Consider the following 25,376-nt stretch of genomic DNA (forward strand, 5'->3'; position numbering starts at 1 on the left):
ATATTTAAGTTTCTTTAAGTAATATTACGTATATAAATTAGTAATATTTAGCATAAAACTGTGATGTAGCAAGTTTTATAAAGCAGGTGCATTGTAAAGCCTAATCACATTAACCAACCATTACGAAACTAACCTTTTATGTCATATAACTCTTTGAATAATAAAACCAGGCTTCAATCTATCGATTTAGAATCAAATAATAGTATTTACTTACCAAACTCCGAAACACCAATTTCACCTTTAGAATTATCGTCATATACAGCTAGCTCTTCATCATTACTATTTATTGATGCAAGCGTTAGTAACTACGAGAGTTTATTAGTAGGTCTTTTGCCACTGACTGAAGTACATGTTCTTAACGCAGCACAAGACGCTATCGCCCAAATAACCGACGTATTATCAGGGCGCCAAGGTATTTCTAGTTTACAAATTATTTCGCATGGTAACGTTGGCAGCTTAGATTTTGCTTCGGGTTCGTTGAATACAAATAATATCCGTAGTTACACTAGTGAGTTACAAACATGGGGTAAGGCACTAACAGCAGATGCGGATATTTTACTGTATGGCTGTAATGTTGCTACAGGCGAAGCGGGAGCCAATTTTGTTCAGTATCTGAGTCTACTAACAGGCGCCGATATCGCAGCTTCTAATGATTTAACAGGTAGCAGCAGCAAAGGTGGTAACTGGGTATTAGAAGCTACCACAGGTTTAATTGAGCCATCTTCTGTTTTAGAAGCGCAGGCAATGGCTGCTTATGAATCGATTTTAAATAGCCCAATAACTATAAACACTGCATCTTTTGTTATAAATAATCCAACACCTGCGACTTCAGAGCAGTTTGGTTCAGCAATAACTTCAGGTAGTAGCAACATTTTAATAAGCGCCCCTGGTGTTAATTCTCGTAGAGGTGAGGCATATCTCTATAATTTTAACGGCACGCTTTCACAAACTTTTATAAATCCATCATCAAGTGCCGAGGAACGATTTGGCTTCTCAGTTGCAAGTAACGGCAACGAATATTTTGTTTCTGCTCCTTATTACGATGCTTCCGTTGCTGATGTTGGGCGTGCTTATAAACTAAATAGCAATGGTGTCGTTCAGTCAGTTTACAATAACTCAGTTAATAATGATGATAGTGAGTTTGGTACTGCGATTGCTATTTTAAATGATGGAACTGTGGCTATTGGGGCGCCGGAGAAAGGTAAAAGCAGAGCAGAAGATAATGCTGGAGAAGTTCGCTTATTTAAAACTAATGGTACTATCACCAATATAATCAACCCTGAAAGTATTTTAATTCAGGATGCGCGATTTGGCGCTGCAATCGCAGCATATGCGGATAAGCTGATTATAGGCGCGCCAGGATATTTCTCCTTCGGACGGGCATACTCCTATGATACTAACGGTAACTCTTTATACACATTTACTAACCCAAACGGAAGTTCATTTGATTTCTTTGGTATTGCAGTAGCATCGAATAGCGCAGGCACCCGTGTGATTATTGGGGCGCCAGGGGAAGATAATGGTGGTACAGATGCAGGTGTGGCTTACCTGTATGACATGACGACTGCGACACCAACACTGTTGAGAACCATCACTAATCCCACTCCAAGTAATCGCGGTTTTGGTACAGCAGTTGCCTTTATTGGTAATGATATTTTGATTGGTTCACCCGGCGGTTTCAGTGTCAGTGGTAGTACTGTAACTCCAGTTCCTGACCGAGGTGTAGTTTATAGGTTTGATGGTGATGGTGCAGTACCTACTTACGCATTGGAGATGACCATCAATAATCCAAGTATGGGTAACGATGGCTTTGGAGGTGTGATTCGTGTTCTAAATGATAACCAAATTGCAATTGGCGCCCCCTACACTGATGTTGCAAATAATACTAATGCGGGTGCTGTCTATGTTTACAATTTAGTCGTTAATACTGCTCCAGTTAACCTCATTCCCACATCCCAAACTATCAACGAAAATTCTGAACTTGTCTTCTCGACTAATAATCAAAATGCGATTACTGTGCAAGACGCAGACGCTTCTGGTAATCCTATTCAAGTCACTTTAGCAGCAAGCAATGGTACTCTTTCTCTGGGTAATACCAATGGGCTTCAGTTTACTGCTGGTGATGGTACTGATGATGCAAGTATTACCATCGTTGGTACACTTAATAGTATAAACACGGCGTTAAATGGAATGCGGTATAAACCTACTGCTAATTTTAGCGGCACAGCTAGCATCCAAATCACTACTAACGACCTTGGAAATACTGGTGTTGGTGGCGCCAAGAGTGATACGGATACTATTAGTCTCACTATCAAGCCAAACTGGGAAATTGTTGCAGTTGATAATTTTACAAGCCTCAGTAAACAAAGCATTCTGCAACGTAGCACAACAGGCGCCTACAGGCTATGGTATTTAAATGGTAATAACACAAGCCAAACGGTTGCATTGCCAACTATGGGTTCTAACTGGCAAATTACAAGCATTGCCAACTTTGATGGTAATACTACCAAGGATATTTTTTGGCAATCAACAACGGGCGAAAATCGAATTTGGCGGATGAGTGCAGCAGGCGCACAAGTTGTAAACCTGCCAACAGCTAACCCTAATAACCTTACAATTCAACATATCGGAGATTTTGAGAGTGATGGAGATGCCGATATATTAGTACGTGATAAAACAAATGGAATGATTGCGGTATGGGAATCTAACCCCAACAACGCTGAGTTTATCCGCCAAGTAGTATTGGGTTATGTTCCTGATAACAATACTACTATTAAGCAAGTTTCAGACCTAGATGGTGATGGAGATTTAGATATTTTCTGGTATAACCCAGTTAATGGCGCCGTTAGTGTTTGGGAAATGCAAGGTACTAGTTTAAAATCTGGTTTTGGACTGCCGACTGTTTCAGATACAAATACCAAAATCCAACTTGTTGCAGATTTTGATGGTGACAATGATATGGATATACTTTGGTATAACGGAACCAACGGATTTACTGCTATTTGGGAAATGAATGGGGTTAACCTCAAGCAAGGCGTATTGCTAGGTTATGTCGGAGATACCAAGACGAAAATAAGACAAATTGCTGATTTTGACGGTGACAAAGACTTAGATATTCTTTGGTATAACGATACAACCGGATTTATGGCGATTTGGGTTCAGGATGGTGTCAATTTCAAACAGGGTATTGGTTTAGCTGACTCAGGTTTTGGTGATACAAAAATTAGACAGATAGCAGATTTTGATGGTGACAACGATTTAGACTTCCTTTGGTATAACTCGGTTACTGGGTTTACAGGGATTTGGGTTCAGGACGGTGTGAATTTTAAACAGGGTATAACTCTAGGTTACGTTAGTGACACCAACACCAAAATTAGCCAGATTGCAGATTTTGATGGAGATAAAGACTTAGATTTTCTCTGGCATAACCAAACAACTGGATTTGCCGCGATGTGGAGTATGAATGGTGTTAATATCGGGCAGGGTGTTGCGCTACCACCTATTGACAGCAGTTTCAAGGTTCATTTAGTCGGTGATTTTAATGGTGATGGTAAGTTGGATGTTGTTTGGAATAATTCAACAAAAGGCGCGACAAAAGTTTGGTTGACAGATGGTATCAGTGTTCTTGATGATATCTTGTTGCCCAGCTAAATCATAATCTTTGAATAAATCCTCCCTTAATAAGGGGGGATTTTTACACTATCTGAGATGTAAAACCAAATATTTCACTAATTCTAAGTAATTTCACGAGCATAAAATAGTCAAATTTAGCATACAACCAATATATAGCTAGTTATCATACGTCAATCATTCTAGGAATAGGCGCCTACCTCTAATCTCTCTGTGTCTCTGTGCCTAATAAGGTAAAAAAAGCACAGGCGGGACATTAACCAACCATTACGAAAACTAACCTTTTATGTCATATAACTCTTTGACTGATAAAACCAGTGTTCAACTTGATTCAAAATCAAACAATAGTATTTACTTACCATCATCTACATTAAGTTCACCTCTTGACTCATCGTTATACACAGCAGGCTCTTCATCGGTATTATTTATTGACGCAAGTGTAAGTAACTACGAAAGTTTATTAGTAGGTCTGGCGCCACAAACTGAAGTACATGTTCTAAACCCAGCACAAGATGCTATTGCTTCTATAACCGATACATTATTAGGGCGCCAAGGCATTTCTAGTTTGCAAATTATTTCGCATGGTAGTGTTGGCAGCTTAGATTTTGCTTTGGGTTCGCTGAATATAAATAATATTCGCAGCTATACAAATGAACTACAATCATGGGGCAAGGCACTAACAGCAGATGGAGATATTTTGCTGTATGGCTGTGATGTGGCAGCAGGGGAAACTGGAGCTAATTTTGTTCAGCAGTTGAGTCTACTTACAGGCGCCGATATAGCAGCTTCTAATGATTTAACTGGCAGCAGTAGTAAAGGTGGGAACTGGGTATTAGAATCTGCCACAGGTGTAATTGAATCATCCAAGGTTCTGCAATTAGATGCAATGGCAGGTTATGATTCTGTGTTAAACAACCCTGTAGCAATTATCAATGAATTTTCTCAGGGTAGTACTGGTGCCAGAGAATGGGTTGAGATATTAGTAGTTCAAGATAATGCAAATTTACAAAATTATCGTTTAGTTGATGGAAGCACTTCTAATACTCTAAATATACAACTATCTGGTACTGGCTTTAATGGATTGAAGGCAGGGACTTTAATAGTACTTTATAACGGTGGTGATGTTGATAGTGCTATAACTCCAGACTTGAACTATGACCCAGTAAAGGGTGATTACTCTTTACAAATATCATCTTTAAATAGTACTGGTAATTTTGCTGTTACTCGTCTCAATAATGGTTGGGGTGGTACAACAGGAGCTTTTGACAATAGCAGTAGTACTGATATTCCAAGATTACTAGATACTGCGGGAAAAGAAATTTATATATTCCCCAAGAGTGTAACTCCAGCAGGGTTTCAATTAGTACCAGTGTCACCATTGAGAGCTTTACCAGGACGTGCGACTGCTTTTGTTGGTAATACTGCGATAGGAGCGACACTAGCAGCTAACTGGTCTGATGATTATTACTCTGCTGCTGGAAATCCTGGTTTAGCAAATGGCGGCATAAATACGGCTTGGATAAATTCACTGCGTGGTAATGTTTCTCCTAGCTTTAACAATACTGCAAATTTAATACTTCCCCGTATTAATGAGGATATGCCCTCATTGTATAACGAAGGTGTTTTCATTTCTGATTTAATTGAAGGTCAAATTTCAGACATTAATAATAATATTCAAGGAATTGCTGTAACTGATGTAATTGGAACTGGTAATTGGCAATATTCGTTAAATGGTGGTCTTGGCTGGAGTAATTTTGGTAAGGTGTCAGATACGGATGCTACAGTGCTAACTGGTAAAGTGTCTCTTTACAATGGTACGGCAAATAATACACCAGAGAACCAAGGCTGGTTGCAATATGGAGCATCACCACCAGTTCCTAATTTGGCAAATGTTGGTGGAACTCAAGCTGTTAATAATGGCGCCACTAATTTAAGTAGTACAGAATCTGGTTCAGCAGGTTACAGTAATTATAGTGGTGGTTTTGCCAGCTTACTTAATCCTGCATTTCCAACTTTAGACCGCAATCAAGGTTTTTCCCTCAGTTTTGACGTTAAAATCAACAGCGAGAGTCATACTGATAATACAAGGGCTGGTTTCAACGTAATTTTAGTTACGAGTGATAAAACTAAAGCGATTGAACTTGGTTTTTGGCAAAACAGTATTTTCGCACAAAATCCAACTTTCACAGGTAGTACAGAGAGCGTTGATCGCAATACAACAGCGCTGACTCGTTATGATTTGGTAGTTCTAGGTGACATATATCAGTTATATGCAGCAGATGAAGCAATACCCATTTTGACGGGTTTGCTGCGAGACTATACCGCATTTGACCATACCACAGCAGGTCCATTTGGTATTGCTTTACCATATGACCCTTATGAACAAGCTAATTTTGTTTACTTGGGCGACAATACAAGTAGAGCAGCAGCAAATATAAATTTGGCACGAGTGGAACTCTTGACCAATTCAAAAATTCGTTTTGCTCCTAGTCCCAATACTGATGGTGATGCCGCAATTAAGTTCAGCGCTTGGGATGGAACTAATGGTGTAATAAATGGAAGTGCTGGTGTTAACACTACTACTTCTAATGCGTTTAGTACCACTATTAAAATAGCTAACATTACAGTTGACCCAGTTCCGGAATGGCAAATTGTTGCTGTTGATAATTTTACTGCGCTAAATAAACAAAGCATTCTGCAACGTAGTGAAACTGGCGCCTATCGTGTAGTATATCTAAATCCTGATATTCTCCCTGAACTTGTTGCACTACCAACAATGAGTTCATCGTGGGAAATAGGTGGTATTGCTGATTTTACTGGTGACAAAATCCAAGATATTCTTTTCAGTAACTCAACAACGGGTGAAAATCAAATTTGGGGCATGAGTGCAAACGGCGCCGAAGTTATAAATTTACCAACGATTAACTCAAATAACCTTACAATTCAACATATTGGTGACTTTGAAGGTGATAGAGATGCTGACATTTTACTGCGTGATAGCAGCAATGGAGAAATTAAAATATGGGCAGCTAACCCAGCTAACCCGAATTTAATGAGTGAAGTTGTTTTGCCAAGCGTTCCAGATAATAATACTCAAATCTTAAAAGTCTCTGACTTAGATGGTGATAATGATTTAGATATTCTCTGGTATAACGCGGTTAGTGGTGAAGTTGCAATTTGGCAAATGGATGGTACTCTTTTCGCACAAGGTGTACAACTACCAACTGTTTCAGATGCAAATACCAAAATTCAACTTATTGCCGATTTTGATGGTGATAAAGATATGGACATCCTTTGGTATAATAGCATTACGGGATTAACTGCATTGTGGCAAATGAATGGTGTTAACTTACAGCAAGGTGTTGTTTTAGGTTATGTAAGTGATACCAACACCAAAATTAAGCAAATAGCTGATTTCGATGGCGATAAAGACTTGGACATTTTATGGTACAACGCTGCAACAGGGTACACTGCTATTTGGGAAATGGACGGTGTTAATCTAAAAAATGGTATCACTTTAGCTTCTAATGGTGATGCGAATACTAAGATTGAACGTATTGCTGATTTTGATGAAGATGGGGATTTGGACATCTTATGGTATGACGCAGTAACTGGGTTCACTGCTACATGGCAAATGAATGGGGTCAACATACAGCAAGGTATAAGTCTGGGTTACGTAAGTGATACAAATACAAAAATTAAATCGATTGCTAATTTTTACGGTGATAGCAACCTAGATATCTTCTGGCATAACGAAACAACTGGGTTTACCGCTCTCTGGAATATGAACGGCGCCAATTTACAGGAAGGGTTTACTTTACCAGCAGTCGATGTAGGTTTTAAAGTCAATACAGTTGGTGATTTAAATGGTGACGGTCGGGTTGATATTGTTTGGTATAACTCAAACACCAGTTCTACTAAGCTTTGGTCGATTGATGGCGCCAATCTCCTTAACGACATTTTCCTGATAATTTAATCCTTCAGATAGGCGAGACGCCTATCCTACCGCGCCATTTATCAGTAATTAAACAAGAAGCAGAAAAATATCCGTAAATACCACAGGTTAATTTTTGTTAGTCTTGGGTAGACTATTTATGAAGTAATACAGCTTGACAGCAAAATCTTTAGTAATAATACAAGTATTTTTCTGTCAAGTTGGTATTTACTATTGCTTAAAATAGTATTACAAACCAAACATCAGGATAGGTTGATTGAAATTATGACTTTAAATTAAATGCAAAGGGGAATCCAGATTAAATGACCAAGAGCGGATTTAAATTTAGCTTTCATCAAAGTAAAATCATCAGCAATATCGCATGGATTCTGATTGACCGTGTTTTTAGCACAGGTGTAACTTTTATAATCGGAGTTTGGCTAGCACGATATCTGAACCCAGAGCAATATGGAACTTTACGTTATGTGATAGCTTTTGTTGCTCTGTTTTCACCTGTGGCTTCATTAGGAATGAGTAGTATTTTAACTAGAGATTTAGTAGAAAAGCCTTCTGAGCAGAATAAACTCTTAGGTTCTGCGTGTGGTGTACAATTCATATCTGGTACTTTTGCTGCATGTTTAGCAATAGTTTCAATTCGCGTTTTGGCGCCTCAAGATACTCTGCTCTGTTTATTTGTCGCAATTGCATCTTCCATATTTTTATTTCAGCCTTTAACTATAGTAGAGCAATGGTTTGAGTCTAGGGTTGAATCTAGATATACTATTTTGTCGAAAAATATAAGCTTTGTTCTATCAACGATATTAAAAGTAATTTTAATTATTTATAAAGCACCTTTAATCACATTAATTTTTCTCTTAGCAGTCGAACCTATAATTTATAGTTTTGCATTAATATCATCCTATCATTTTCATAAGCAAAGTGTTAAATCTTGGTTATTTAATTTAAGTAAAGCTAAGTATTTAATTCAAGAGTCTATGCCGCTTGTGCTAACAGGTTTAGCTGTCAGTATATACTTAAAGATTGACCAAATTATGTTAGGTCTAATGGCAGATAAAACTGTAGTCGGAGTTTATGCAGTAGCAGCAAGTCTTTCAGAAATATGGTTTTTTATTCCAATCGCTTTTAAGTCATCTTTGTATCCTGACATAATTAAATCCAAAAATCTCAGTAAAGAAGTATATCAAGAAAGATTACAAAAATTCTACGATTTGATGGCTGTACTCGCATACTGTATAGTTATTATATTTATTCCTATAAGTCACTATTTAATCTTATCAACATATGGTTCTGAATATTTATCTGCTGTACCAATATTACATGTATACATTTGGAACTGTATTTTTGCTTTTCAGGGAATTGCTCAAAGTGCGTGGTTAATTTCTGAAGGATTTCAACAAATTAATTTTTATTCGACTGCTAGTGGAGCAATAATCAATGTATTTCTAAATTTGCTTTTAATACCTCGTTTTGGAAGTTTAGGAGCGGCAATAGCTAGCTTAATTTCTTATGCTTTTGCAAGTTATTTTTGTTTTCTAATCTTTCCTCAAACCAGAGGTAATGCGATGTTAATGACTAAAGCGCTCTTAATACCGATAAGATTGCCAGCTTATTTACTTGCAAAAAGTTCTAAGATATAAAGTTTATAAAATATTTGGAAGTAGGAGATACTAATTATGAAAATGCAAAAAACAAAAGGAATTATTAAATCATTAGTTAAATCTACTCAAAATAAGTTTTTTCCGAAAAAGACTTATGCTCAACACCAAGAAGATATTGTTCTGCTAGAATTATTTGACCGAATCGAGACATTTATTGATATTGGCGCCAATGATGGAATAAGCTGTTCAAATACATATTTACTGGCATTACAAGGAGCAAATGGTTTATGTTTTGAACCAGTAAAGTTAAATTATACGTTTTTAAAATGGTTGTATGTCTTTAACAATAAAGTTAAATGTATTCAAGAAGGAATTTCTAACGAAGTAAAGCAATTAGAAATTCAAAGAGACGGTTTACTTTCTTTTATTCCAGAAACTCGAGACCTGAAGCTAGAAGGTATATTAAATCAATACTTTTCTAAAACAGTCGAGAAAGAGATAATTTCCGTAAAACCGTTAAATTACTGGTTAGATATATACACTGAATTTATTAATTGCGATGTTCTAAGTCTGGATGTTGAAGGTCATGAACTTTATACCTTACAAAGTATAGACTTTTCAATATTTAAGACTAAATGCTTTGTTATTGAAACATATGGGCATGTACATCGTGATTATGATTTAATAAATACGTTGTTAAATCAACACGGTTATCAAGCGTTATTAGAAAATGATTTAAATACTTTTTGGTTTGCTAGAGAATTAGTAGTTCAATCAAGCTTTGTAGAAAAAGTGAATGCAATACCTAAAAAGTTTTCGGAGTACAAACTAATGTACGAATTAGATTATTGTCAACATTAGTAATTTATTTATATTCACATATGAGTACGCTTAATTTAAATTTCAAGCAGTTCATAAACATACCTTATCGAATTGTAACTAGAATTACTGGTACAGACTTACGAGTTTTCGTAAAAAATATAATTGGATTGGCGCCTTATATTAGAGATTGGATAAATTATAATAGGCAGGTTGCGCTTGCAAATCCTTTTCGCGCTAAACTATCAGGTTTTTTATCTCACTATACCTTAGCAGACCGTTATGAAAATGCTGGTGTTGCAAAAGGCGAGTATTTTCACCAAGATTTGTGGTTTGCAAGAAAAATTTTTGCAGATAATCCAGAACAGCACTGGGACATTGGTTCGCGTATAGACGGTTTCATTGCTCACTTGCTAGTTTTTCGCTCGGTGAAAGTAATTGATATCAGAAGCATAAATTCTCAGGTTTCTGGATTATGTTTTCAGCAAGGAGATATAACAAGTCTTTCCTTAGCTGATAACTCAATTAAATCAATTTCTTGTTTACACACAATTGAGCATATAGGTCTTGGACGTTACGGAGACCCAATTGACCCACTAGGGCATTTAAAAGGTATAAAAGAACTACAACGGATTCTTGCACCAGGTGGTAAACTATATTTTTCGGCGCCGATAGGTAAAGAACGAGTTGAATTTAATGCTCATCGTATTTTTGACCCCTCAACTATTATTGATAAGTTTTCTGATTTAAACCTGATTGATTTTGCGGCTATAAATAAACAAGGTGATTTAGTTGAGCCAGCAAAATGGCAGGATTTTAGAGATGTGGATTATGCCTGCGGATTATTTGTATTTGAGAAATGTGTTAATTAGAGAATGAGGTTTAAATAATGATTCAAATAAAGCCATCAATCCAACATAAATCAAATTGTCCACATTGCAAAACATCGCTAAAGCAACAGGAGCTTCTTTGGCAGGGTATGTTCATTTGCGCGAAATCAGTTTGTCCTAACTGCGATGCTCAAATAATCGAAGATGTAAAAGTAGGGCATGGTAATTATTTTCATTACCAGATTGATACCGATAAATCTTTGATTTTTGGTGACAAGATGGGTAAAAACTGGTTAGGTAGATTGTTGCTAAACTCTTTGCATAATCCTCAGTTTGAGAATGTAAAAATTGTGAAGGAGGTTTTGAAAAAGTCTGATCAGGTAATTATCTTAAATTGTATTGATTATTTATATGGGCACTGTCTGTTAAAGCTGCTAAATGCTGATAAACATTTACGTGAAAACCGTGAATATGGTGTAGTTGTCATTGTTCAAAAGTTTATGAGGTGGATGGTTCCAGAAGGAGTATCAGAAATCTGGACGGTAGATATACCTTTGAGAAAAGGAAATAATTATTTTCCCAGCTTGGATAATTTTATACAAGAAGAAATTAAGAGATTTAACGAAGTTCTTTTAAGCAGAGCATATTCCCATCCAGATGGATTTAATATTACTAATTACACTAGAGTTAAAAAGCATGATTTTAGCCAAGATGATTTTAGAGTAACATTCATTTGGCGTGAAGACCGTATTTGGTTTCATTCTTTTCTTCAAAGAATTCTGATTAAGCTAAAGTTGACACGTATTGCCCTTCCAATTCAAAATTGGAAAGTGCAAAGACTACTTAAAAAACTTCGCTCTCAGCTTCCTACAACAGCAAAGTTTACAGTTACAGGTTTGGGAACAACAACTAAGTTTCCTAATTGGATTGAAGATTTGAGAGTTGAAGGGTTTAACGAGGAGAAAGAAAGATTTACATGTGAAATTTATTCTGAAAGCCGTTTAGTAATTGGTGTACATGGTTCCAATATGTTGCTGCCATCTGGTCATGCTGGTATGACTATAGATTTGATGCCTAACCAAAGATGGGAAAACATCATACAAGATGTCCTTTATCAAGAGAAGGATTTGAGATTAGCATCTTTCCGATATCGTTATTTTCCAGTAGAAACCAAACCTAGCATCATAGCAAATATTGCATCGTCAATGTTATTGAACTTTTCCTATTTTAACTCACTCATGGCTACCAAATAAGCTAAATTTTACTAATACACTTCAGTATTATCACTGCCAAAAAATTAAGTGCTACATATATTTCAGTGTTTTCTCGGTATGTTCGCAGTACTTAAGTAAATTAAATTTTACTAATCCGTAAGTTGGCTATGCCGCACCTACGTGGTTTAGAAGTAAGATAATATTTTTGTATTAATAGTAAAAAGAAATGATTCATGATTCTTTGCAGTTACCTATAGCAAACAGTAATAAAAAAGGTTTGATTTATTACTGTATGTGGGTATGGTCATTATTAATTACAGCAAGTGTTGTTTTATCGCCTAGACTTGGTGAGAGTGGTTTTTTAAAGTATATCCGTATAGATGATATTCTGTTCCCAGTGACGGCAGCTGCTACACTAGTATTACTTTACTCTCTTCGTCCAATTAAAAAAATAATTGTGGCATTTTTATATTTGTATTCATTTAATGCAATAGTTTTACTGGTGACACATTCTTCCGGCTTAAACAATGTTACATTACTTGAAAAATCATTACCATTTTTGAAAAATATACAGTATTTAATATATTTTTGTTTCGTTTTTACATTTGCTTATAGAATTAGCAATCTAAAGAATTATCAGCAAGTAATTACAAGCATTTTTTTGTGTTTTATTCCAAATTTATTCTATGGTTTATTTCAAGTTAGTACATTTAATTTTTCTGGTTATTACGGTTTAGGGATTCTTAATGAGATTAGTCCTACACTTGCTGGCTCTGTTTTTTATTTTTCTATAATTATTTGTAATTTGATTGCTTTAATTGAACCAAAGGGAAGTATAAAATGTTTTTGGGCATTTCTGGGAATAGTTAACTTTATATTTGTTGCATTAGCTGGTTCTAGAGGCGCCTTTTTAGCTTCAATAGCGTACTATGTCATACTAATTTCACATCAGATAGTAAATATTAGAACTCTTATAAAACCATTTGGAAAAACAATTCTATCCGTTATTATATTATTTTCATTAGTCTGCTTTACTTTCTTAGTAATAATTCCTTCTTTTAACACTGGTTATGGAGGAATTAATGAAATATTGAATCAGTTGCCAAATAGATATTTGGAGTTAAACCCAACAAATATAGAAGGCGAAGCAAGACTTGATAATTGGACTAATGTACTTTCTATGTATGCAGGGACTGTAAATAGTTTTCCATTACTAGCTTTATTTGGCTTAGGTTCAGGTGGTACTTATGAAATATTTGGCGTTTTAATGAATGCGGCTGATAGTCAGTTTGTTTATGTAATAGTCACCGGAGGGTTGATAGGTTTTTTATTGTACCTTAACGCTTTATCTAAATTATATGCATTTAAAAAACATAAAATACCAAATAACTTTTTAGGTTTGAAGCAAACATTTATATCACTCTTTTGGTCTTTTATTGTTTTTTCTATTTCGCAAGAAGTGTTTAACCTTTCTAAAACTGGAGGATTATTTTGGATAATGTCTGGACTGTTACTTGGAGTTATTTGTAAACAAACTAAACTTAATCAAACTTTTCCTATAATATAAGACAGAACAAATGTATACCGTTGATATAATTACATTGACAAAGAATTCAGAAGATTCAATAAAGGCAACTTTGTTTAGTGTTAGCTCTCAAAGCTATAAACATATAAATCATATTATTATTGATGGTAGTTCCGAAGATAAAACTATAGACAGTATCCATGAATTCAATCATGAAAAAAATTGTTTTATACATCAACAGTCAGGTATTGGAATTGGTAACGCATTCAATAATGGTTTAAAAAAATCATTTGGTGATTTAGTTATTTTTTTAAATTCAGGAGATATATTTATTGATAAAGATGTAGTTACTAAAATAGTTGATTCTTATTCAATGTATCATTGGCTTTGGGCTTTTGGAGAAACAATATCAGTTAGTCGTAAAGGATATTTCAAAAGGTATATTAAACAGTACGATAGTTGGACACAAGAATTATTTTTATATGGTAATCCCATTTGCCATCAATCTACTTGCTTTTCTCAGGAGATTTTAAAGAAAGTTGGTTTATATAATGAAGATGTTCCTCTGGAAATGGATTATGAATTTAATATTAGAGCTTCCTTAATATCTGAGCCATATCTTCTAGAATTTCCTATCTCGTATTATGACACTTCTGGAATATCTTCTGTAAAAGTTTTTAAGAGTTTTAAGATACATCAACAAATTCGCAAGAGATATTTTTTTAACACTCCTTTTCAAAATTTAAGAATTAGTACTATTTGTCTAATTAAAACGGTAAAACGTTTTATAATGATACCAATTAAGCAATATTTATGAATTACAATCCTTCCGTTACAATTGCTATACCTGCCTATAATGAAGCTTCTAATATTGAACATCTTATTAGAGGCTTCCTGAAAACAAGTTATCCTAACTTGGTAGAAATCTTTATAGCAGATGGTGGCAGTACAGATTGCACACAAGATATTGTCAAACGTATTTCTCAAGAAGACTCACGAGTAAAATTATTACAGAATACTTTCAAAATTCAATCTGCTGGACTGAATTTGATGTTACAGCAATGTAGTGGGGAAATATTTTTGCGGGCAGATGCTCATTCAGATTATGCACCTGATTATATTGAAAAATGTGTAGAAGCATTACTGAAGTCTAAAGCTCTGAATGTTGGTGGCGCCCAACGTTTTGCTGCCAAAACTTCGTTTCAAGCAGGAGTTGCGCTGGCTTCTAAAAGTTTTTTAGGTAATGGAGGCGCCAAATACCGTAACCCCAACTACAACGGATATGCAGATACAGTTTATCTAGGATGTTTTTGGAGAAGCATTCTACTAGATATTTCTGGTTATAATCAGAGAGCAACTCACAATGAAGACGCGGAATTAAATCTACGACTCTCTAAATTTGTTTTTGATAATCAAATAACTAACCAAGATGCAGAACTGAATCAAAGACTATTGAATGAATCTCTTAATGCAGTTTATATAAGTTCTGATATTTATGTATGGTACTATCCAAGAAAGAATTGGCAATCTTTATTTATTCAGTACTTTAAATATGGTAGAGGGCGTTATCTAACAAGTATCAAGCATAAAAATAGGTTTCAATTAAGAGGTAAGCTTCCATTTTTAGGCATTTCTAGTATAATAATTTTACTTTTATTAGATTTGATATTTCCCGGCTTACATTTACCATTTATAGAACTGGCGCCTTCTACTTTAATATTACCTTTTATTGAAAGCTTTCGTGTTGCTAAAAAATTTAATAAGACATTTATTTCCGAAATATGGCGAGGCAATCAAAAGCAAGTTCCTTCGTTTATATGCCGATGGTTCTTTTGCGCTATCACTTTATTAACGATGCCTACTGCTCATTTTGCTGGATTTGCCTATCAAATGTTTCAAAGCGAATCGTCTGAAATAATTTTAGATATTCCTTCGGCTATTTAATTATCGTTGCTTAGACTAATCAGGACTTATAATATTTTCGCTCTTGGTTATCGGTGCGTGACTGCTACAAATCTTATCACTACGTTCAGATTTTTTCATAGCAGTCACGCACCCTACTATTTTGCTTCAACTGTGGATAAAGACTGATATTTTTTTGTTTTGTATCCAATTAATGATTGTATTTTTTTATTATAAAACAACCAATAAAACATCAGTCTTCTATATACCCTAAATAATATTAATCGATTGTATAATAAGTTATGGGTAAAGTTATCGGCTTTTTCATTACGAATTATAAACTGAGGATGCTTTAATGGAAAACTCATTTCTTCTATTGGGACGTTAGCCAGAACAGTAGTAGAATTTAAGGTGTGAGTTGCTTCAGAACAAAATCCAATATTAGATACTAAATTTTTATTTGGTAAGATGCTTAAACCATTTTGTAGCCAGCAAGTAAGTAACCAGGCATAATCCCAAGTATCAATTTTTCCTTCATATGTGGCTTGAAAAGTGTCAAACCAATATTTAACAGATGTAGGGTCTTTTAATATATCTTTAAGATATCCTTGATTTTTAACTTGATTCCATGATGTCATATTAACATCATAATACTGCCAAGCTCTTCTCCAAGTAGCCCAACCCCACCAGTGAGTATAACGGGAAAAATAATAGTCATCTTGAGTGCGAGTTCTACCAAACTGAAAATTATTACCAGAAATTACCATTATTCGATTATCATAACGATATTTTTCCAGTAATTCTTCACAGAAGTTAAAGAAAGTTGGATGTGGTAAGCAATCATCTTCAAGAATAATTGCTTCTTCAACATTTTCAAAAACCCAATTTAAGCCGCTAGATACTCTTAGTTTACAACCTAAGTTGGTATCTGAATAATTAGTTAAGATTTCGCATTCCCAATCTACTCGCTTAATTATTTCGCGAGCAGCATAACACTTATCTGCTTCACCAGGTACATTAGATCGAGGACCATCAGCAACCACTAATAGTTTAGTCGGTTTAGCTTGACGAATCGCTTCAAAAACTTTCTCTGTAGTTTGAGGACGTTTAAAAATAAAAAAAGCAACTGGAGTTTTCATAATTAAATTCTCTGAGCTAGATTAATGTAAAATCAGATATTGTCGCAATACGGTTATTATGTGTTTGCTGCATAAGTTGTAAATATATCAAAATAAAATATTTACTTTGTTTAATTCTTGTTGACGATACAGTCTCTTTGCTATGGCTTTTATAAGCGGATGTTTGGCGCCATTACTATCGCGTCTAATTTCCCAGAATAAACTGGTACGCACAATAGTATCCAAGTCATCATAACAAGGCGCCCATCCCAATACTTCTCTAATCTTCTTCGCACTCGCAGTTACACAAGCAGGGTCTCCAGGGCGCCGTTCGCATTCAAGTACAGCAAAATCAACTCCCGAAATAGCCTTTACACAGTCAATTACTTCACGAACGCTGTAACCTTGACCATATCCACAATTTAAAACCTGGCTTGAATTTCCAGCTTCCAAATACTGCAATGCGGCAATATGTGCTGAGGCAAGGTCTTCAACATGGATATAGTCACGAACACCAGTACCATCAGGTGTTGGAAAATCAGTACCGAAAATCCTAACACCTGGTTTACGTCCGAGTGCTGCATCACACGCCGCGCGTATTAAGTGTGTGGCATTCGGGTTCATTTGCCCAATTCTTCCACCTGGGTCGGCGCCTGCTACATTAAAATAGCGCAGTATAACATGACGTAAGTTAGAAGCTCGACTTTGGTCTTGAATTAACCACTCGCTCATTAACTTTGAACGTCCGTAGGGGTTAATAGGAAGAGTTGGAGTTTTTTCTGTAACTGGGTTTTGCTGTGGTTCACCGTATATAGCAGCAGTACTAGAAAAAATTATCTGGTTAACACCGAACGTTTCGCATACTCGGAGTAAGTTTAGTGTGTTGCGGGTATTATTCGCATAGTAATCAAGTGGGTTTACTACCGATTCTGGAGCAATCAAGCTTGCTGCAAAATGTAAGACAGCACTAAATTTATGCCGTGCGAACATTTTATATAAACGTTCAATATCAGCCAAATCGCCAGTAATGAGTTCACCGTATAATACAGCAGCAGCATTGCCCGTTGAGCAGTTATCGTAAACTACAATATCATAACCAGCTTCACCAAGTTGACGAACAACATGGGAACCAATATAACCAGCTCCACCTGTAACTAATACTTTTTTCATTAGACCTTCCGATTTGTTCTTAAATATTGGGACGGGTTCACAAAGATTTTTAGTTTATTACTGAGATATCTGTTAACCCGTCCCTACGGTATCCAAAATCCAAAAATCGTTTTATCTGCCCTTACCTAATAACACAACGCGAATGGTTTTGAGTGCAATCACTAAATCTAAAACAAGTGAGTAATGTTTGATGTAATAAAGGTCGTATGATAACTTTTCACGCGCGTCGTCTACCGATGCACCATATGGATACATAACCTGTGCCCAACCAGTAATTCCCGGCTTGATGCTGTAGCGCATTTTGTAGTACGGAATGGCTTCAGACAGTTTGACATCAAATTCCGGTCGTTCTGGACGCGGACCAATCAAACTCATTTCACCGTTCAATACATTTACTAGCTGCGGTAATTCATCAATCCGAGTTAGTCGTAAGAATTTTCCTACAGATGTTACACGCGGGTCGTGTTCCATAGCCCATCGGGCGCCTAATCGTTCCGCATCTTGGTACATCGAGCGAAATTTGTAAACGCGGAAAGTTTGACCATTATATCCACTGCGTACCTGCGAGTAGAGTATTGAACCAGGACTGTTGAATTTAACAGCAATACCCGCTAATACCATTAATGGAGACAGCACAACTAAAAGTAAACTAGCAGCAATCACATCAAGCACTCGCTTACAGATAAAGTGAAATTGACTTGAATTTAACTTAAATCCTTTAGCCAAAACAAACCAATTGTCATTAATTAAATTTAGTGGCACTTTATACCATATTTTTTCGTAAGCGTCAGGTGATTTCTCTTCTAAATTAGGCGCCTGTGTAGTAACTGTCACATTATATAAAAGAGGCGAATTCTTTATATGTATAACAGCTAGAAATCGAGTCAAAATTGCCCAGAGCGGAAATATGCCCAAGCTAGCAAGTAAAATACCTTGACTTAGCTGCCAGTTTTTTTCCCAAATGTTTGATAAGTAGATGAATGCAGCGCTGACTACGCTGACTATAACCAGACTAATAATGAATCTAAATCGCGTCCAAACAGCGGCAAATTGTAACTGCGAACGATATCCATCAAATATATATAGCCCTATTAACCCTGATAACACTATTCCAGAAACAAAGGGATTAAACTGCTGGATGGGTACATTAAACTGCATCCACAAGACAAATCCGACACTGATAAACACACCCGCTAAATCCGCTATCAGCAGAAATACCGCCAAAGTTGGTGGTACCGCGAACTGCGTAGGCAATGTCAAGTTTTTTTGGAAGTAAGTGGTATTTGCTGACATCGTACTGATATCTAATCGTCGTTAGTACCTAGAGTTCCCAATTTTTTGCAAAAATCACACATAAAATATACATTTAGCAAAATTTATGAACAGAAACCGGGCTTCTTGCTAAAAATATTGCCATAAAACGTTGATTTTTCGTGACTGTTCCCCGGTTTCTTAGGTGAAATATTTGGAAAAATTTATAAAATACTTTCTTTTATCTTCAGAAAGAATATTACATACTATCAGTGTTGAGCATTAAGCAGATAGACTTCAGAGAATATACTGATGCCTAATGTGTAAATACTGAAATATATTGACCTCAAATTTAAATTTTTTATTATCCCTATTTTCCTATGGCAGTGAATACTGAAAACGATTCCATCAATTTTAGACAAGCTTGGCGAATCATGAAACGTCGTTGGCTTGCAGTAACTATTGTTCTTAGTTCTGTGGTTGGAATAACTGGAGCAGTGACGTTTTCGCAAACACCTATTTACGAAGCTGAAGGAAAATTACTTTTTAATAAAGCCAATTTATATTCATCGCTAACTGGAATTACGGAAGGGCAAAATATAGATGTTCCAGGAATTAACTCAAATAACCCTTTAGAAACGCAAGCTGAACTTATTCGCTCCCAACCTCTAGTTCAAAAAACGATTGATGCTTTAGAGCTTAAAAACAGCAAGGGACAACCCTTAACAATCGAAGAATTCTCCCAAAAGCTAAAAGTAACAGGAGTGAAAGGAACTGAAGTACTACAAATTAGTTATCGGAGTTCTAATCCAAAGCTTGCTGCCAATGTTGTCAATACTTTAATTAAAAACTACCTAGAAAACGATATTCGCACAAACCGTACAGAAGTTGTTGCCGCACGGGAGTTTATTAGTAAGGAATTACCAGAAGTCGAAACTAAGGTGCGTTCAGCAGAATATGGACTACGCCAATTCAAAGAGAAGAACCGTATAGTAGAACTGCAAGAAGAAGCTAAAACGTCAATTAAGAACCAAAGTGATTTAGCTGACGAGATTATAAAATCAGAAGCACAGTTAGTAAATATTAGCTCGCAAATTCAAGCTCTGCAAAATCAACTTGGATTCAATTCGCGTACTGCAGTTGCCCTCTATTCTCTCAGCCAATCGACTGCAGTTCAGCAGCTACTCAATGAATTTCGTTCCTCCCAAGATAAATTGGCAATGGAAAGAACCCGCTACAGCGATGAGCATCCAATAGTTATCGATTTAGCGAATAAAGTCCAAGTACTGCGACAGCAATTAGAACTCCGTGTAGTACAAACGCTAGGAAAAGTACAAAACCTAAATGAACGCGATTTACAAATTGACCCCTTAAAACAGAATTTAACTGCCGAGCTTGTCAAGCTAGAAGTTGAAAGAACAGGTCTATCAAATCGTGTTGCAACTTTAGGTAACGCTTTTAATCTATATAAACAGCGTGCAAAAATACTACCAAGTCTTGAGCAAAACCAGCGTCAACTCGAACGTAACCTTCAAGTCGCGCGTCAAACTTACGAGCAGCTTTTAAGACGACTTCAAGAAGTACAAGTTATCGAAAATAAAACGATTGGTAACGCACGTATAGTATCCGAAGCTCAAGTTACGAACCGTCCCGTATCTCCTAAACTCTACTTAAACTTAGCATTAGGTGGATTTTTAGGTATTATACTAGCCGTCGGCGCCGCGCTAACGTTAGAAGCATTAGATGGAACAGTCAAAACAATTGAAGAAGCACAGGAACTACTCGGTTATGCACTGCTAGGTACTATTCCACGTCTTTCTGTAAGTCGCCATTACCGAAATCGTGATATCTCAACTTTGCCAATTCGCGATAACCCTTGGTCTCCAGCAAGCGCAGCATTTGAAAAACTGCAATCAACACTCGAATATACCCTTCCCGACCAAGTACTCAAAACTATTGTTATTACCAGTGCTATACCCAACGAAGGCAAATCTTTTGTAAGTGCCAACTTAGCACTAGCAATGGCTCAACTTGGGCGCCGAGTATTAATTATCGATGCTGATATGCGGTGTTCAAATCAGCACCAAATTTGGAAAGTTGAAAACTCGCAGGGGTTAAACGAAATATTAGAAAACAAAATCGACTTGCAAACAGCATCACGCAAAGTCGCAAATAACGTTTATCTTTTAACTGCTGGCACCACTCCCTCAAACCCCTTTGCTACACTTGCCTCTCCACGAATGAACGCGCTAATTGCAACCGCACAACAAGAATATGATTTTGTAATTATTGATACCCCTCCTGTGATATATGCTGCTGATGCTTTAGTATTGGGCAAATTAGTTGATGGCACCTTAGTTGTAGTACGTCCAGGCGCCGCGAATTCTGCGATTTCCCAAGAAATGAAATCATTGCTCACACAATCAACTCAACGAGTGTTGGGAATGGTTATCAATGATGTAATGGATGAGACAGACTCTTATTATGGGTATGGAGTGCAAAAAGGTTACTACCGATTACCAGTAACTAAGTAGGTTGGGTGGAGGAACGGAACCTAACAAATATTTTTGCAAGGACAGGTAAGGCTTGCCTTTAAGTGCTAGCGTTGGGGTGCCCATCCCACAAGATTTATATTCAATTTCAAATTGGAATTTTTTGAATTGAATTCTAAGTTAAAGGTCTGTATGCTAAAAGAAACAATTTGTCGATTTATTTTTTAGCTTAACTAAAAAGACATTCAACCTTGTGGGTTCTGTTAATTCTGATTTTGTCCATCTATCTAAACAATATTTTTTGTTTATGCAAAGATTTTTTTAACTTGAACAAAATATAGCTAGGAGGGCTTTTTGGTACATATAAATATGCTTTTGTACTTAGGAGCAACCATCGGAAGTAAAGGTAACGGCACCCTTAGCATAATCAAAGATTTGGTTTATAGCATAAATCGGGCTTTAATTGTAATAAATGTTTTAATATAATAAGCAATAATACTCAGTATACGACGATTGCAGAGTTTAAACAAAAAATCAAGTGTAAAAATATACTAAAATTTTAGACACAAACTAATATTAAGTAAATGTCTCAACGTCATAACTTTTTTATTTTTTGAGATTGACAAATGAGAGTTAGACAACTATATTTCTATGTAGGTGAGAAAATTCTCATCTATATTTTAATGTTCCTCTTAAGTTTTATCGTGCTAGAGATAGTTGAATCAGCTTTTTATCTTCGTGAAGGATAAAGAATGTCAGATTGCAAAGGAAATTTGCATCTAATTTATACTTAATGTTTTAGCAAAGCTTGCAATACATCAACTATGAAACATAATCATTTATGCTACAGGCGTTTATAACTGCTTGAGATATTTGCTGCCGTTGCAAATGACAGTCAATAGACGGAAACTACCGAAATTTGCTTAAAAGATGGGCAACTACAGGGTGTACTTGGTAAAAACCTAGCACGCACCTGATAGATTGCCACATCATAGACCGGAGGTTAGCTGCGTTGTCGGAATTCGCTATTGCTACTCTTCGTGCCCACCTTAATTTTAACCTCCTGCTTTTCTATTTGTAAAAGCAGGAGACAAATTTGTGAATTTTCTAACTGTCATTCTCCCATGCGAATGCCTAAATGTAGAGACCTTACATGTTCGGTCTCTACAATGCGCGGATTTTACGAATGATTTAGGACTGCTATATAAGGATACCTATAAATAAATGAAATTGTAGATTGTACGGTGCGTTAGCTAAAAACTTTAAAAATCAACACGATTCGCTAACGCGCTCTACGACTTCAATGTTCCAAGCCAAAAGTTTCCAACTTAATTCAGTTAATCTATAGGTATCGATTCAATGGCTGCTCAAAACTTTAGCAATCAATTTCTTGTTGGAAACAACTTCAACGGTCAAAACCTCAATGGTTCAAATTTTTTTAAAGCAACTCTTACAAATGTCCAATTCGTTGGAACGCAACTAAGAGGTACTAACTTTGAGGAATCTAAGTGGTTTAATGTTAATGCATCTAATGCAATTTTTGCCCCTAACACCAACTTTCCATCGCCAGCTAATTTGTTCAAAGCGACATTAGAAAATGTTAATCTGAGTGGGGCAAACCTGACCCAGGCGAATCTCTCATTAATAGACACCAAATTCATTAACCTGTCGAATGCCAATCTCACTAATGCCAGTCTTCGAGAAGCTAATCTCAGTGGCGAACAGTCGGAGCGACCAAACCTTAGAGGAGCTAACTTTACCGGGGCTGATTTATATAAAGCAAAGCTCAAAGCTGCTGATTTTACAGGTGCAAACTTGACAAATGCCAAGCTAGAAGAAGCTGATTTTGAAGCAACTCTTTTAATTAATGTCGATGCAACTGGCGCTGACTTTCGATTAGCAAAACTCACAGATTTGACACTGCAAAATGCTATTTTTGACTTAGCTAATTTTAGTAATGTTGTTTTGAGTGATGTCACTCTCGAACCAGGTCAAACTGCTAATGTCAGATTTCGTGGCGCTAATTTAACCAACTTTAGCCTAGATGGTGTTGCTCTAACTGGTGCTGATTTTAGTGCTTATGTTGCAGCCAATGGCACTGTTACAGTCACAGATATGACTGGCGCAAAATTCGTTGACAGCGATTTGACTGGCTCGAATTTCAGTAGTGCCAAGCTGTTGAACGCTGACCTGTCTAAAGGCAACTTCACCAATGCCAATTTTACGGCAGCTAACCTCACTGGGGTGCTAACGACTGATGCGATCGCGATTGGTGCAAATTTCACTGATGCCAAGCTAAATAACGCTAACCTGTCTAAAGGCAACTTTACAAATGCTACCTTTATAGGCGCCGATCTCACGGGAGCGAGCGCAGTTGATGCCATTGGCTTATATCTTGGAGATGGAGGCAACAACACCCTTAATGGTACCAGCAGCGGCGATAACCTCTTTGGTAATGGTGGCAATGATACCCTCAACGGTGCTGGCGGTAATGATTATCTCGATGGCGGTGCGGGTAATGACCGGATGGTTGGTGGCGCTGGGAATGATACTTATGCAGTCAACAGCACAGGCGATACGGTCGTTGAAAATGCAAACGCAGGTATAGATACTGTTCGTTCTAGCCTTGCTAGCTATACCTTAACCAACAACGTCGAAAATTTGACTCTGATTGGTACTGCCCAAAGCGGTACAGGTAACGGACTTAACAATATTATTACTGGTAATACTAGCAACAATAATCTCAACGGGGCAGCTGGCAACGATACCCTGATTGGTGGTGCTGGCAATGACACCCTTGATGGCGGACTTGGCAATGACTCCCTAATTGGTGGCACAGGCAATGATACTTATATAATCGATAGCACAGGGGATATTATTGCAGAAAACACCAATGAAGGTGTAGACACTATCCAATCTAACCAAAACTACACTTTAAGCAGCAATTTAGAAAACCTCACCTTGATTGGTACAGCCCAAACAGGTACAGGTAATGAACTTGCCAACGTTATCACAGGTAATGATGGCAATAATACCCTCAGTGGGGCTGATGGCAACGATACCCTCAGTAGCGGTGCAGGCGATGATTTGCTAAATGGTGGTGCGGGGGATGACTCCCTAATTGGTGGGACTGGTAACGACACCTATATAGTAGATACTACAGGGGATAGTATTGTAGAAAACGCGAATGAAGGCGTAGATACTGTCGAGTCTAGCCAGAACTACACCTTAAGTAGCAACTTAGAAAACCTCACCTTGATTGGTACAGCCCAAACAGGTACGGGTAATGAACTTGCCAATATCATTACAGGTAATGATGGCAATAATACCCTCAACGGGGGTGACGGCAACGATACCCTCAGTAGCGGTGCAGACGATGATTTGCTAAATGGTGGTGCGGGGGATGACTCCCTAATTGGTGGGACTGGTAACGACACCTATGTAGTAGATAGTATCGGGGATACTATTACAGAAAACGCTAATGAAGGTATTGATACTGTCGAGTCTAGCCAGAACTACACCTTAAGCAGCAACTTAGAAAACCTCACCTTGATTGGTACAGCCCAAACAGCTACGGGTAACGAACTTGCCAACATCATCACAGGTAATGATAGCAACAATACCCTCAACGGGGCTGATGGTAACGATACCCTTAGTAGCGGTGCAGGCGATGATTTGCTAAATGGTGGTGCGGGTGACGACTCCTTAATTGGTGGGACTGGTAACGACACCTATGTAGTAGATAGTATCGGGGACAATATTACAGAAAACGCCAATGAAGGTATTGATACCGTCGAGTCTAGCCAGAACTACACCTTAAGTAGCAACTTAGAAAACCTCACCTTGATTGGTACAGCCCAAACAGGTACGGG

The 25,376-nt window shown here is 36.8% G+C and carries 14 protein-coding genes; 11 read left to right on the plus strand and 3 right to left on the minus strand.

Annotation, left to right across the window (positions count from 1 at the left end):
- Positions 1-138: 138 nt before the first annotated feature.
- From DSM106972_RS41450 to DSM106972_RS41490, 9 genes are all read left to right on the plus strand, one after another.
- A complete protein-coding gene (locus DSM106972_RS41450; protein ID WP_127086178.1) occupies positions 139-3,651 on the plus strand; it encodes a DUF4347 domain-containing protein in 3,513 nt (1,170 codons plus the stop codon).
- Between the two features lie 265 nt (positions 3,652-3,916).
- Entirely contained in the window at positions 3,917-7,606 is a 3,690-nt protein-coding gene (locus DSM106972_RS41455; RefSeq protein WP_127086179.1) for a DUF4347 domain-containing protein, read from the plus strand.
- A gap of 281 nt (positions 7,607-7,887) precedes the next feature.
- Positions 7,888-9,222 (plus strand): flippase, encoded by a 1,335-nt coding sequence (locus tag DSM106972_RS41460; RefSeq protein ID WP_127086180.1) that lies wholly within the window; start codon positions 7,888-7,890, stop codon positions 9,220-9,222.
- Positions 9,223-9,258: 36 nt separating this feature from the next.
- Positions 9,259-10,044, plus strand: coding sequence for an FkbM family methyltransferase (locus DSM106972_RS41465; protein ID WP_127086181.1), 786 nt, complete (start codon positions 9,259-9,261; stop codon positions 10,042-10,044).
- A 20-nt stretch (positions 10,045-10,064) separates the two neighbouring features.
- Positions 10,065-10,874 carry a DUF268 domain-containing protein gene (locus tag DSM106972_RS41470; RefSeq protein WP_127086182.1) on the plus strand — a complete coding sequence of 270 codons (810 nt, stop codon included), beginning with the start codon at positions 10,065-10,067 and terminating at the stop codon, positions 10,872-10,874.
- Between the two features lie 17 nt (positions 10,875-10,891).
- A complete protein-coding gene (locus tag DSM106972_RS41475) occupies positions 10,892-12,085 on the plus strand; it encodes a hypothetical protein (protein ID WP_127086183.1) in 1,194 nt (397 codons plus the stop codon).
- A 187-nt stretch (positions 12,086-12,272) separates the two neighbouring features.
- Complete coding sequence (locus tag DSM106972_RS41480; RefSeq protein WP_127086184.1) at positions 12,273-13,613, plus strand: O-antigen ligase family protein; 1,341 nt, start codon at positions 12,273-12,275, stop codon at positions 13,611-13,613.
- Between the two features lie 10 nt (positions 13,614-13,623).
- A complete protein-coding gene (locus DSM106972_RS41485) occupies positions 13,624-14,388 on the plus strand; it encodes a glycosyltransferase (RefSeq protein WP_127086185.1) in 765 nt (254 codons plus the stop codon).
- On the plus strand, positions 14,385-15,515 hold the full coding sequence (locus DSM106972_RS41490; RefSeq protein WP_127086186.1) for a glycosyltransferase family 2 protein: 1,131 nt from the start codon (positions 14,385-14,387) through the stop codon (positions 15,513-15,515). The genes DSM106972_RS41485 and DSM106972_RS41490 overlap by 4 nt, the downstream gene beginning before the upstream one ends.
- Before the next feature lie 116 nt (positions 15,516-15,631).
- On the opposite strand, the gene DSM106972_RS41495 is transcribed toward DSM106972_RS41490, so the two are convergent.
- From DSM106972_RS41495 to DSM106972_RS41505, 3 genes are all read right to left on the minus strand, one after another.
- Positions 15,632-16,612, minus strand: coding sequence for a glycosyltransferase family 2 protein (locus tag DSM106972_RS41495; RefSeq protein ID WP_127086187.1), 981 nt, complete (start codon positions 16,610-16,612; stop codon positions 15,632-15,634).
- A gap of 87 nt (positions 16,613-16,699) precedes the next feature.
- On the minus strand, positions 16,700-17,761 hold the full coding sequence (gene galE, locus DSM106972_RS41500; protein WP_127086188.1) for a UDP-glucose 4-epimerase GalE: 1,062 nt from the start codon (positions 17,759-17,761) through the stop codon (positions 16,700-16,702).
- A 111-nt stretch (positions 17,762-17,872) separates the two neighbouring features.
- On the minus strand, positions 17,873-19,054 hold the full coding sequence (locus DSM106972_RS41505; protein ID WP_127086189.1) for an exopolysaccharide biosynthesis polyprenyl glycosylphosphotransferase: 1,182 nt from the start codon (positions 19,052-19,054) through the stop codon (positions 17,873-17,875).
- Between the two features lie 338 nt (positions 19,055-19,392).
- Between DSM106972_RS41505 and DSM106972_RS41510 the strand changes: the two genes are divergently transcribed.
- Both DSM106972_RS41510 and DSM106972_RS41515 read left to right on the plus strand, forming a co-directional pair.
- On the plus strand, positions 19,393-21,546 hold the full coding sequence (locus tag DSM106972_RS41510) for a GumC family protein (protein WP_127086190.1): 2,154 nt from the start codon (positions 19,393-19,395) through the stop codon (positions 21,544-21,546).
- Positions 21,547-22,863: 1,317 nt separating this feature from the next.
- Positions 22,864-25,376 (plus strand): pentapeptide repeat-containing protein (locus DSM106972_RS41515; RefSeq protein WP_201800852.1); only part of this gene is annotated, 2,513 nt, incomplete at its 3' end.

It is taken from the genome of Dulcicalothrix desertica PCC 7102 (assembly GCF_003991905.1).
Lineage (GTDB): Bacteria > Cyanobacteriota > Cyanobacteriia > Cyanobacteriales > Nostocaceae > Dulcicalothrix > Dulcicalothrix desertica.

Coding starts and splice junctions, on each gene's coding strand:
- DSM106972_RS41450 (WP_127086178.1), top strand. CDS start 139: ATGTCATATAACTCTTTGAATAATAAAACCAGGCTTCAATCTATCGAT.
- DSM106972_RS41455 (WP_127086179.1), top strand. CDS start 3,917: ATGTCATATAACTCTTTGACTGATAAAACCAGTGTTCAACTTGATTCA.
- DSM106972_RS41460 (WP_127086180.1), top strand. CDS start 7,888: ATGACCAAGAGCGGATTTAAATTTAGCTTTCATCAAAGTAAAATCATC.
- DSM106972_RS41465 (WP_127086181.1), top strand. CDS start 9,259: ATGAAAATGCAAAAAACAAAAGGAATTATTAAATCATTAGTTAAATCT.
- DSM106972_RS41470 (WP_127086182.1), top strand. CDS start 10,065: ATGAGTACGCTTAATTTAAATTTCAAGCAGTTCATAAACATACCTTAT.
- DSM106972_RS41475 (WP_127086183.1), top strand. CDS start 10,892: ATGATTCAAATAAAGCCATCAATCCAACATAAATCAAATTGTCCACAT.
- DSM106972_RS41480 (WP_127086184.1), top strand. CDS start 12,273: ATGATTCATGATTCTTTGCAGTTACCTATAGCAAACAGTAATAAAAAA.
- DSM106972_RS41485 (WP_127086185.1), top strand. CDS start 13,624: ATGTATACCGTTGATATAATTACATTGACAAAGAATTCAGAAGATTCA.
- DSM106972_RS41490 (WP_127086186.1), top strand. CDS start 14,385: ATGAATTACAATCCTTCCGTTACAATTGCTATACCTGCCTATAATGAA.
- DSM106972_RS41495 (WP_127086187.1), bottom strand. CDS start 16,612: ATGAAAACTCCAGTTGCTTTTTTTATTTTTAAACGTCCTCAAACTACA.
- galE (WP_127086188.1), bottom strand. CDS start 17,761: ATGAAAAAAGTATTAGTTACAGGTGGAGCTGGTTATATTGGTTCCCAT.
- DSM106972_RS41505 (WP_127086189.1), bottom strand. CDS start 19,054: ATGTCAGCAAATACCACTTACTTCCAAAAAAACTTGACATTGCCTACG.
- DSM106972_RS41510 (WP_127086190.1), top strand. CDS start 19,393: ATGGCAGTGAATACTGAAAACGATTCCATCAATTTTAGACAAGCTTGG.